General features: G+C 68.1%; 6 protein-coding genes and 3 pseudogenes. 5 read left to right on the top strand and 4 right to left on the bottom strand.

The window, feature by feature from the left end; genetic code table 11:
• Together ACRWNP_RS36495 and ACRWNP_RS36490 are read right to left on the bottom strand one after the other, a co-directional pair.
• Positions 1 to 2,188: pseudogene (locus tag ACRWNP_RS36495) on the bottom strand (hypothetical protein); the annotation flags it as partial.
• A gap of 285 nt (positions 2,189 to 2,473) precedes the next feature.
• On the bottom strand, positions 2,474 to 2,872 hold the full coding sequence (locus ACRWNP_RS36490) for a DUF3293 domain-containing protein (protein WP_431969214.1): 399 nt from the start codon (positions 2,870 to 2,872) through the stop codon (positions 2,474 to 2,476).
• Positions 2,873 to 3,173: 301 nt separating this feature from the next.
• Here ACRWNP_RS36490 and ACRWNP_RS36485 point away from each other — a divergent pair, with 301 nt between their 5' ends.
• The 3 genes from ACRWNP_RS36485 to ACRWNP_RS36475 all read left to right on the top strand — a co-directional run bounded on the left by ACRWNP_RS36485 (position 3,174) and on the right by ACRWNP_RS36475 (position 4,685).
• Positions 3,174 to 3,317 (top strand): hypothetical protein, encoded by a 144-nt coding sequence (locus ACRWNP_RS36485; RefSeq protein WP_431969212.1) that lies wholly within the window; start codon positions 3,174 to 3,176, stop codon positions 3,315 to 3,317.
• 87 nt (positions 3,318 to 3,404) lie between these two features.
• Positions 3,405 to 3,836, top strand: a complete 432-nt coding sequence (locus ACRWNP_RS36480) for a hypothetical protein (RefSeq protein ID WP_431969210.1) — start codon at positions 3,405 to 3,407, stop codon at positions 3,834 to 3,836.
• Positions 3,837 to 4,454: 618 nt separating this feature from the next.
• On the top strand, positions 4,455 to 4,685 hold the full coding sequence (locus ACRWNP_RS36475) for a hypothetical protein (protein ID WP_431969208.1): 231 nt from the start codon (positions 4,455 to 4,457) through the stop codon (positions 4,683 to 4,685).
• Positions 4,686 to 4,865: 180 nt separating this feature from the next.
• Here the strand turns inward: ACRWNP_RS36475 and ACRWNP_RS36470 are convergent, their stop codons facing one another.
• Positions 4,866 to 5,987: a hypothetical protein gene (locus tag ACRWNP_RS36470; protein WP_431969206.1), complete on the bottom strand. Its 1,122-nt coding sequence runs from the start codon at positions 5,985 to 5,987 to the stop codon at positions 4,866 to 4,868.
• 397 nt (positions 5,988 to 6,384) lie between these two features.
• On the opposite strand from ACRWNP_RS36470, the gene ACRWNP_RS36465 reads away from it, so the two are divergent.
• Entirely contained in the window at positions 6,385 to 7,227 is an 843-nt protein-coding gene (locus ACRWNP_RS36465; RefSeq protein WP_431969204.1) for a hypothetical protein, read from the top strand.
• Positions 7,228 to 7,283: 56 nt separating this feature from the next.
• A pseudogene (locus ACRWNP_RS36460) lies at positions 7,284 to 8,281 on the top strand (IS5 family transposase).
• 93 nt (positions 8,282 to 8,374) lie between these two features.
• Here the strand turns inward: ACRWNP_RS36460 and ACRWNP_RS36455 are convergent.
• A pseudogene (locus ACRWNP_RS36455) lies at positions 8,375 to 8,582 on the bottom strand (hypothetical protein); the annotation flags it as partial.

Genomic DNA, 8,582 nt, shown 5'->3' with positions numbered 1-8,582 from the left:
TAGTGCGGCCGCAGCGGTGCAGTGCGAGGGCCCCTCGGCAGTGGATCATGGCGCGTGCGTGTGGATCCTCGGGGACGGCCTTGGCGCTGCGAGTGAAGGACTCGATGGCATCCTGCGCAGCACCGATGTCCAGCTGGAGTCCGCCCAGATCGCCAAGGGCCATGCCCAGTTGGAAGGGCTCGGTTGCGGGGTGCGTCTCAAGCACGGTGACGCGCAGTCGCGCGGCCTCGGCCGCGGTGGTCAGTTCGTCGGCCTGGACACCGCAGTGCATCAGGGTTACCAGGGCTCTCAGCAGGTGCGCGTGGTGGGCGACCGGGTCGGCCTGCCACTGGCGGTGCAGGATCGCCGCGGCGCGGGACGCACAGGCGAAGGCCTCGGCGTGCTCCCTCAATCGGCCGTAGCTGACGGCGAGGTGGTGGAGCACGTCGCTCAGCTGGGTTTCCTGGTGCGGCGCGAGCGGGGCGTGATCCTCGTAGACTGCGACGGCTTCGCGGAAGTTTTCGGCGGCCTGCCGGTGGCGGCTTAGTCGGGCCAGGGCGACGCCGACGAGGTACAGGGCGCTGCCGCGGCCGATGCTGTCGGCGGGCCACAGCGCGGCGGCCCGGGCGGCCGCGGCGGCGGCCTCCTCCGGGCGGTCCAGGCCGAGTAGGCGGTTGGCAAGGGTGTTCCAGGCGTGCGCCAGGCCGCCAAGGACGTCGGGGTCGTCGTCGCTCGCGTCGGCGAGCGCGGTCCACAGGCCAACGGCGGCGCGGCTGGCCTGTTCGGCCTCCTCCGCGCGTCCGACACTGGCCAGGCAGGTGGCCAAGGTCTCCTGGGCGCGGGCATGTACGGCGCTGCCGTGGTCGTGTGCCGAAGCAAGGGACACGTGGTGCTCGGCGATGGTCAGGGCTTGGTCCAGCGCCCCGATGCGCACGCAGAGTTCGGCATACACGCCCAGGGCGTGGCAGAAGGGAGGCGTCCAGGCGGGATCGGCGGCGGCCAGCTGCCGGTAGGGCGTCAGGGCGAGGGCGACGGCGGTGGCGGCGTCACCAACGCGGGTGAGGTCGGTGAGGCGCCCGTGCAGGGTCATGAGCTGGACGGCCAGTTCCTCCAGCCATGGGGCGGGGGCGTGCTCGACGATAGTGGAGTAGGCGGACAGAAGTCCGTCGACCGTGGTGTCGTCCCAGTCCTCGGATACGCCCGGGTGGTCCAGGATGCGGCGGCTGTGCAGCCACAGCGCCAAGAGCTGAAGGAAGGAATCTTCAGTCCGGGCCGCCGCCTCGAGGGCCTCGACGGCCAGCGCGAGGGCTTCATCGTGTTCTTTGGCGTCGGCCAGCAGGTCGGAGGTCAGCTCCAGAGCCGTCACCAGCGTCCGAACGTGCGGGACGGAGGAGGATGCGGCGGTGCGCAGCAAGTCCACGGACTGGCGTCCGGCGGCCACGGCATCGTCGAGGCGGTCCAGGCGTGTCAGGGCGCGGGTGCGCAGCCAGTGGGCGTAGGCGAGATCGGGCAGTGCCCCGTCGCGGTACGGCGCGAAGTCGGCCGTGGGACCGAGCACGCCGACAGCTCGGTCGGCGGCGCTGACGGCCTCCTCGGCCGTGTCGGGCTGCTCGAGCAGCATGTCGGACAGACGGATGCAGGTCACGGCTACGTTGCCTTCGAACCCGGAGGAAGCGGCGGCGCAGCGCTCGTAGGCGGCCAGCGCCTGCCGGCGTATCTGGATGCCGTCCTCGAGTCGGCCGAGTTCGCCGAGGCAGCCGCCCAGGTCAAGCAAGGCCCGTGCGTACAGGGCGAGGCCGTCCAGCGCCTCGCGGTCCGCGGCAAGGCGATCGGTGTTGACCTCGGGGGCAGCGCAGGGGGCAAGCAGGGTGACGCATTCCCGCAACGGCACGACCGCGTCGCCGGGGCGGCCGGCTTCGGCCAGAGCGGCGGCCAGGATGCCCAGGGCGTTGGCGAACTCCAGCGGGTCACGCGCGCGGTGCAGGCGCAGCAGATCCACAACGAGCTCGCAGGCCTGCAGGTACTCCTCGCGGGCACCAAGCCTGTCGAACGCCAACGACAGATCGATGACGTGGTCCACCGAGACCGGCAACGCGGCGGGCAGGAGCGGCAGCGACTGCTGCACAGGTGCGCCAAGCGCGACCGCACGCTGCTCCAGCGTCGAGGCCCGGTCGGCGAAGTCAACAAGGTCCGTGTCCAACGAGTCCATGGTCGGCTCCAATCAGGATCTGAACAAAGAGGAGGGCTTGAGTCCGGGGGCGCACGTGGCGCATCGGGAAGCGGGCGAGTTTCCAGCGAAACTGGCGGCCTCCCACAGGGGAGAGCCGGCCGTCGGTACCGAGGCAGCTAAGAGCAGCAGCAACGGTGCTCTCGCACCGCGGGGCGTCGGCGCGAAGGTAGAAGCGAGGGGCGCCAGGAGCCGGCAAGGGCAGCCGCGGCACGTCCTGTTCGGGGCGAAGGCATCGCGTTCGCGGGAACGACCGATCATCCGGGGTTACGTGGCAGGCGACCGGGAGAACCGGTGGGATGTCGGCTCGAGGATGGCGGCGTGCCAGCCAGCGATGACCGAGTCGTGGGCCGCGTCGGCGCAGGCCAGCAGTCGCCACGAGGAAGGTGACCAGGCGAACACGGCGTCCTGGCCGAACCTCCGGCCCAGCGCCCGGGCCTGTGCGTCGTCCATGCCGACCACCGCTGCGCTGATCTCGGCATGGGAGTCGTCCAGGTCGCCTCCGACAGCCGGCCACCACTGCAGCCCGCGAACGCTGACGCTACGCAGCAGCTCGTGCTGCGCCCGGAGGTTGGCCCTCGCGGTGACGTTGCGCCCGCCGGGGTTGAAGGCGGTGACGATGTGGATCGTTTCCGCGCTATGGAGCGGGTACGGGAGGCCCGACACGCCACCCGGGGAGCGTGTGACGCGAATGCTGTGCGCGGGGAAGGCGATGTCCACGACCGCGCAAAGATAGTGCGACCACGGCGTTGACTGGGCGAAACGACTAACGGCAGGCACAAGGGTCTCCTCCGAAAGGGGACCCCCTTACCTGCCGGCAGGGAGATCTACGGGCTCCCGCTCACGCGGGACCATCACAACTGCCAGGTGTTGAGCACCTGACGAGCACAACGCTGCCACACGGCCGTATCCAAAGTCCAGTGACTGCCCCGAAAGAATGCTCGCCGTTGGTACACACCCCGCGGCCATGGCGTTACCAGGGACGCCGGCGCAGTTCCTTCCTCAGTTGCCCGCCGAGAACGTGAAGTCGCAGCGGAAGAGCCGCTTCGCCGAACTCTCCGAACTCGCCCGGATGGCACGGGCGATGCATCCGAGCGCCTACGCGGCATGATGCGCGTTAGTGTCCGCGCCCTCCTATAGGTTGCTCGCCTGCCGATACCCGACGCGAAAAGACGCAAAGAGACGAGAGGGAACCTCCTTGCCTGACCACGAGAGCACCGGCGCCACGCCAGGTCCGAAGGCCCACGAACTGGCCCGGCTTTACCTCGACACACTCGAAGACCTCATGGACCCCAAGGAGTACACGGACCTGCGCGTCCTTACTTTCACCCTGCTCGAGGCAATGACCGAGCCCATCAGCCCGGACGATCCCCCCTCCAAGCGCCACCTGGACATCGACCTAACCCCGGCCGTCCACGATGAGTGGCTGACCATCATGGGCATCCTCGGCAGCGGCCGCATGGACCAGCAGATCGTCGAGGTCGGCGACGGCTCCCGCACCGTCGTGGACAGCGAGACCGCCGCCGACCCCGAAGCTCTGCGCACCTTCTGCGCGCAGGTCCGGGAGCGGAACCGGCTACGCCAGGAGGAACGGGACGCCCTCAATGGGATAGAGGCCGCCTCCACCTGACATGCACCGATCCTCGGCACGCTCTCCGGCACGCGAGGACCGGATACTGGCCCCGGAAGCAGTCGACGGTGTCGAATCCGTCGACCGGGAGCGCACCACTGCCGTTTTTCATTGCGCGCAGCCGACGCAGTGGCCGCTCTACCTGCCCACGGCAGGTGGACATCGCCTTCCCCGCCCGCACCGTACGCATCGCACCCGGCCGGGGGCCGCCAGGCGTGCCGGGCCTGGCATACCCGCTCGCCAGCAGGCAGACGATCCACATCGTCACCGCCTTCGACCCCGGCGGCGCAACGTCACCACCCAAGCCAACCTCCGCGCGCAACACGAGCTACTGGCTCAGCTGATCACGGCCTCGGCCCGACTCGGACAGCGATAATCATTGAAGGCGATGGCTGGATCGACGGCACGGGCACCGGCCCCCTGGACCAATCGCTGAGCGTTTTCTGGGACCTGTGCGCGTGCGGCCGCCCCGGTTGGACACGTTGACTCGTACGCCGACACGTGTCGCCCGGTGGAACAGTCCGGCCCGCCGTTTCGACGGTCATGAAACGGTCCAGGAGGGGCACAACGGCTGGGTCCGCCACACCGAAATCTCGTCGAGGCTGTGGCGCATCGCCGATGGCACCGCAGCAGGAGACGGCGCAGCTTGCGCTTCGGGAGGTGGTGGAGCAGGCCGGCGATGATCGTACGGTCGGTGTCGGTGAACGCGGCCATGCCTACCTGGCGCTGCAGGATCAGCAGCTGGTACCGCAGCGCGAGGATCTCGATGTCCTTGTCCTGATCGCTCATCGTCAGCAGGCGCAGGAACGCGAAGGCGTCGGTCGCGGCAGGGTAGGCCAAGGGCAGTAGCACGACAGATCATGGTTCCGCCGGTTACCTGTGCAGGTGAAGGCGTTGGGCACATCTGGAGATCGGTGATCAGAGCCGTACCTGGGCGGATGATTTATCGGTACCCGCAGGGCTGCTGTCGCCAAGCGCCTGATCCCGAGCAGCCGACAGCGGAGGCGGTGCAGGGACGCTGCGGTCGTGTCAGGCGTCAGCCGAGCCTTGATCGATACCGAAGTGACGGGAGACCTCGTCGATGGTGAAACGGGCACGGAGCTTGCAGGCGGAGTTTTGGTTGGCAAAGAAGCCCGGGCGCCACAACGCTCGCTCGCGGGGCCCAGCTTGTTCCCACGTGACCGGGACGATCCACTCACGGCGATCCTGGCCGTCCACCTCTGCGCCGACTGCGGTAGGTCGGTAGGTGCCTTTCAGGGGCAGGTCAGCCATCGGTCGGCTGTGACCGTCAACGGTGAGAACGGCGTCCTCGAACGGTTGCGGCTCGCCGAACACCGTGCCGACGCCCACGTACCCCACCTTGGGGATGTGGGTGAACACCCGCGCTCCCAGCGGCAAGGACCGGATCGTGCGGGAGAACCACTCCCCGCCGCCGGCCGATACGAATCCGTAGCGAAGAGCGTCGTCCCAACTCCGGCCACCGGATTCATCGCCGAAGGATACATACCAGTCGATCCCGTTCCACGGCTCCTGTTTCCCGCGTCCCTTCGCTCCGGCCGACGGCACCGCGGCCTCGGCCTCGTCGATCAACCAGGTGCGGGCCAGGTAGGCGCGCCCCTCGTCCTCGAAGTAACGGAAGAAGAGCACGTTGACCGGCACCTGGAACCCGGACGCCAGGTAGGTGACGATCCGCTCGGTCGCCGCGTCGATCTCGCTCGCGACGATGGTCAGGGCGTGTGTGGAGTTGAGGACCTCCGGTGGACTGCCGCCGAACCGCAGCGCGAATGCCTCGTCCAGTTCCTCGGCTAGTCCTCTGCTGCGGGCGTAGGAGGCGTAGATGTCGCGTATCTGCTCGTTGGTCAGCGCCTGGACCCAGGATCCGTAGTCGAGGACCTGTGCCACTACCTCGCGGGGCGTGCGATCCCGCTTGAGCTCAAGTACATGCAGGCCCCCGTCGGCTTCCATGCCGAGCAGGTCGACCACCTTTCCATGACTGGTGGACACCTGCCGGCCGATCAACAGCAACGGATGCCCCAGGATTCCAGGATCGGCCTCGATGAGCGCCTCCAGCCGCGACTCCAAAGGCATCGGCCGCGTGGCGACTCTCACCGGCTTGTCGTCCACCCGCCATAACCCAAACTCCAGCGGCATCCCCGTCCCCCTCCCTCGGCCCGCAGAGTCAAGCTGACTCGGCGAGAGACATTATGACGCCGATGCACACAGTCGCCCGGTGCGAAGCGGACACGAGCATGTCCGTTGGCGTACCGGCAATCGCGGTGGCCGGGTGAGATGGCCGGGTCGCTGCGGTCATTCAGGCGCAGCGCTTTTCTTCCACACCCGCAGCTCGACCGTGGCCTCGCCCAGCTGGACCCATCACATTGCGATTGCCGTAGATCAAGTTAGAAGGGCGAATAGATACAAGCCTCGCTCACTCGCAACTGCCAGTTCGTGGGCAGCTCCTCCCCAGACACATGAGGTAGGGACCAGCGCGGCTACCCACGGCCAAGGGTCCCGCAATTCATCTATGAGCCCTGTCCACCAGGCCGTCATGGCGGACGCGCAGCTTGATCCTGTCCGCAAACCGCGCGAGGCCGTCGAGGACGCCGCCGGCGTGCCCGGGCACTGGTGCCCAGCCTTCGACGAGGTGTTGTGCCGTGACCGGTTCTCCGGACGAGGACCGGGCCTGACCGAGATGATGCCGCGGTCCGGCAACGACGGCGACCAGGGTCACCTGTCCATCTCCACCCAACGGGCGGCGGTGCCGATGCGGAGGACTACCTCCTCCGTGACTGTGATCTCCGCACTCTCCGACCGAGGACTGTCAGATGCGCCTGGCACGATGACTGGCATGAGCCCGACACCAGAGCTGACGCAGAAGACCCTGACCGAACGCGGCTTCCGCGGCTTCGTGCCGTTCCGTGAACTGCCCGACAGCAACGTCCCTACCGGGCACGGAATCTACGTGGTGATCCGCACCGACACCTCGCCCCCATCATTCCTCCCCACCAGCCCTGCCGGACACCTCAAAGGCCGCGACCCGTCCGTGACGGCCGACAAACTCGGCGATGCCTGGGTGGACGGGGCAACGGTCGTGTACATCGGCAAGGCCGCGGGCCACGACGGACTGAATCAGCGGCTTGCCGATTACCGCCGCCACGGCACCGGTCTGCTGGCCGGCCATTGGGGCGGTCGCTACATCTGGCAGCTGGTCGACTCGGACGCACTGCTCGTCGCCTGGCGGTCGATGACCGAGGACGACGCGGGTGAGGCCGAGCAGGACCTGATCGACGAATTCAAAGAACTCCACGGAGGATCTCTGCCTTTCGCCAACCTCAGGAACAACGCCCGAAAGGATCCGGAAAAGGACACTAGGGACTGTTCCAGGATCTGATCATTGGATGTGCCATTCGCCTCTGGCGGTGGGTCGTTACCTGGTAGAAGACCGGTGTGACGCGTGGTGATCTGACCGATGGCGAGTGGGAGTTGGTCGAGCCGTTCCTGCCGGTGGGGGAACGCGGGCCGTACGATCCCCAGCGGCTGCGGAGGCAGTTCGACGGGGTGGTGTGGCGTTTTCGTACCGGCAGTCCGTGGCGTGACCTGCCCGAGAAGTACGGCTCCTGGTCGACGGTGTACGGCCGCTTTGAGTCCTGGGCCGGTGCCGGGGTCTTCGAGGCCTTGATGGAGGGGATGATCGCGGAGGCGGCCGTGCGTGGGCAGGTCGATCTGGGCCTGGTCAGTGTGGACTCCACGGTCGTGCGTGCTCACCACGACGCGGCGGGTATGGCCGTGGACCCGGATCTGCTGCACGCGTTGGAGAAGGCCGTCGCCGAGGAAAAGGGGCTCCGCGAAAGGGGCAAAAGGAGTCGCCCGAGCGGGCGGTGAACGGCGCTGCGGACGCGCTGGCGCATGCGGAGCGTCGCCGTCGCCGCAGGGCGCGGCTGAAGGCGGCCGGGCTCGGGCGCTCGCGTGGCGGGCTGACCAGCAAGGTTCATCTGGCCGCGGACCGGCGCTGCCGGCCGCTGGCGTTCGTCCTGACTCCCGGGCAGGCGGCTGACAGTCCGCAGTTCACGGAGGTCATTGAGCGGATCAAGGTCCGTGGCCGGATCGGCCGACCTCGCACCAGGCCCGGGGCTCTCGCCGCGGACAAGGCCTATTCCTCCCGGGCCAACCGCGCCTACCTGCGCAGACGACGCATCAAGGCGGTCATCCCGCAGAAGGCGGACCAGGCGGCCAACCGCCGCAAGAAGGGCTCACGCGGAGGCCGCCCGGTCACCCACGACGCCGAGCTCTACAAGGAGCGCAACACCGTCGAGCGCTGCATCAACAAGATCAAGGACTGGCGTGGCCTGGCCACCCGCTACGACAAGACACCCGCCAGCTACCTGGCCGGACTCCACTTACGCGGCGCCATCATCTGGCTCCGCAGCCTCCAACCAAGCCATTGATCGGAACTCAGAACAGTCCCTAATACTCCAGCAGGACTTCGACGTTTTGCCTGATCAGAAGGCTGCGCGGTGAGCGTAGTGGGCTGGTGCCGGTCAGGGGCGGTCTTCCTGGGACCGCCCCTCGATCGTCTGCAGCCGGCGTTGGTAATGACAGCGGCGGGCGACGGCCTGGCGTTGTCGGCGCCAGGTGGACCAGTTCAAGGCGTGAGCGCGGGGCGAGCACCGTGGCGGACGCGGGCTGTGGGAACGGCCGCCCGCCAGGAGTCGCCGGATCTCTGCCACGGTGAGGTCGACCAGGGTT

Source organism: Actinacidiphila sp. bgisy160 (assembly GCF_965342435.1).
GTDB lineage: Bacteria > Actinomycetota > Actinomycetes > Streptomycetales > Streptomycetaceae > Actinacidiphila.
This window is presented reverse-complemented; position numbering and strand designations above follow the sequence as displayed.

Bases quoted from the DNA above. Each gene is read 5' to 3' on its own strand.
- ACRWNP_RS36470 (WP_431969206.1), bottom strand. From the start codon at position 5,987: ATGCCGCTGGAGTTTGGGTTATGGCGGGTGGACGACAAGCCGGTGAGA.
- ACRWNP_RS36475 (WP_431969208.1), top strand. From the start codon at position 4,455: ATGGCACCGCAGCAGGAGACGGCGCAGCTTGCGCTTCGGGAGGTGGTG.
- ACRWNP_RS36465 (WP_431969204.1), top strand. From the start codon at position 6,385: ATGGCGGACGCGCAGCTTGATCCTGTCCGCAAACCGCGCGAGGCCGTC.
- ACRWNP_RS36485 (WP_431969212.1), top strand. From the start codon at position 3,174: ATGGCGTTACCAGGGACGCCGGCGCAGTTCCTTCCTCAGTTGCCCGCC.